Genomic DNA, 1,678 nt, shown 5'->3' on the forward strand with positions numbered 1-1,678 from the left:
CCTGGGCCGCTGGGGATGACAGGCTGATGCCATGAGGTTGCGTGTGGCCGGGGCGGCGTCGGGTCTGTTCGTGCTGGCTGCCGCGCTGGCGCCGGTCGCCGGCGCCGAACCGCCGCCGGGCGTCGCCGAGACCGCCGCCTATCCCCTGGCCCAGGGCCGCTACACCTCACCCGCCGACTTCTACTGGGTCTACTTCACGACCCCCGACGGCCGGTCCTGCGGTATCGGACCCAACGGCGGCCCGGTGGGATGCGACGCGGTGCCCGTCGACGCCCCCGAGGGCATGAACCAGACCGTGGTCAACAGCTGGGGCCCCGCCGGCTACCGCCACTCCGACGTGGCGACCTTCACCCGTGACGTCGACGTGCTGCCCGAGGGCCATCGGCTGGAGAACTGGGGCGCCGGCTGCGCGGTCGGCCTCCAGGGCACCGTGACGTGCACGACCTACGGGCAGCACGGGTTCATCCTGTCGGCCGTCTACAGCGAGTTCTGGTGAGCCGCCAGCGCCTCGACGTAGTCCGGCCAGTCGAGGCTGTCGACCGGGTTGGCGCGCACCACCTCCGCTGACCCTTCGGGGAAGGTGCGGGCGATGCCGGGGCCGGTCCCGCGGGTCTCGAAGCGCACCGTCATGACGCCGTGCCCAGCGCCCTGGATCCAGCCGTGCCCGTGTTCGGGGTGCGCCACGTCGTCGCCGACCCGCCAGGCCGGTGCGGTCGAGGCGGCGTCGCTCACCGACGGCGGCACGGGAGTGGCCGGTACCGGTGCGCCGCTGTCGTCGGCGACGAGGTCGAGGTCCGGGAACAGCGACTCCTGGCGCACCTCGGTCAGACCCGAGAAGGCAACGCCGACAAGGCGGATGGGCCCGATCTCGACCGGATCGAGCAGCAGTCGGCGGGCCATGGCGATCAGCGTCGCGGCATCGGCCGTTGCGTACGGCAGGGTGGCCGAGCGGGTCAGCGTGCTCATGTCGGACTTCTTCAGTTTCACGGTGACCGTGCGCGCTCCCCGACCGTCCTTCTCCAGTCGCCGGCGGGCGTGCTCGCCGATCGGTCCGGCCGCCTCCCGCAGCTGATCCAGTGTCGTGAGGTCGGCCGGGAAGGTGGATTCGGCGCTGATCTGCTTGGCCTCGGCGCGCTCGGCGACCGGCCGGTCGTCGATGCCACGGGCCAGCCGGTGCAGCGCCGGGCCGACCGTTGCGCCCAGCACGTTGGCCACCTCGGCGTCCGACAGCGCCGCGAACTGGCCGATGGTGCCGATGCCCAGGCGATGCAGCCGCTCGTCGGCCACCGGCCCGATGCCCCACAGCCGCCGCACCGGCAGACCGTCGAGCAGCGCCCGCTCCTCGTCCCGGCCGACCACCCGCACACCATCGGGCTTGGCGAGCTCGGAGGCGATCTTCGCGACCTGCTTCCCCGACCCGGCTCCCACCGAGGCGACCAGCCCGGTCTCGTCGCGCACCCGCGCCCGCAGCGCCTCGCAGTAGGCGCTCACCTCGGCGGTGGCGGCGCCGACGAGTTCGGCGGGTTCGGCGAAGGCCTCGTCGAACGAGAGCTGCTCCAGCACTGGCACCACCGCGCGGACGACGTCGAACACCCGGCGGCTGGCGACGCCGTAGACCACCCCGCGCGGCGGCAGCACGACCGCAGGCGCGCCGACGAGGCGGCGCGCCTGGTGCATC

The 1,678-nt window shown here is 73.5% G+C and carries 2 protein-coding genes; one reads left to right on the plus strand and one right to left on the minus strand.

What is annotated here, in order from left to right; all coding sequences use genetic code 11:
* Positions 1-31 precede the first annotated feature (31 nt).
* On the plus strand, positions 32-496 hold the full coding sequence (locus tag Q2100_RS31180) for a hypothetical protein (protein WP_302917117.1): 465 nt from the start codon (positions 32-34) through the stop codon (positions 494-496).
* On the opposite strand, the gene Q2100_RS31185 is transcribed toward Q2100_RS31180, so the two are convergent.
* On the minus strand, positions 478-1,678 hold a 1,201-nt coding region (locus Q2100_RS31185; RefSeq protein WP_302917118.1), incomplete at its 5' end, for a DNA polymerase IV. The genes Q2100_RS31180 and Q2100_RS31185 overlap by 19 nt on opposite strands.

Source organism: Mycolicibacterium arseniciresistens, from assembly GCF_030519285.1.
In the GTDB taxonomy this organism is placed as follows: Bacteria; Actinomycetota; Actinomycetes; order Mycobacteriales; family Mycobacteriaceae; genus Mycobacterium; species Mycobacterium arseniciresistens.

What these genes read in the sequence shown, in the direction of transcription:
- Q2100_RS31180 (WP_302917117.1), top strand. Translation starts at nt 32, where the DNA reads ATGAGGTTGCGTGTGGCCGGGGCGGCGTCGGGTCTGTTCGTGCTGGCT.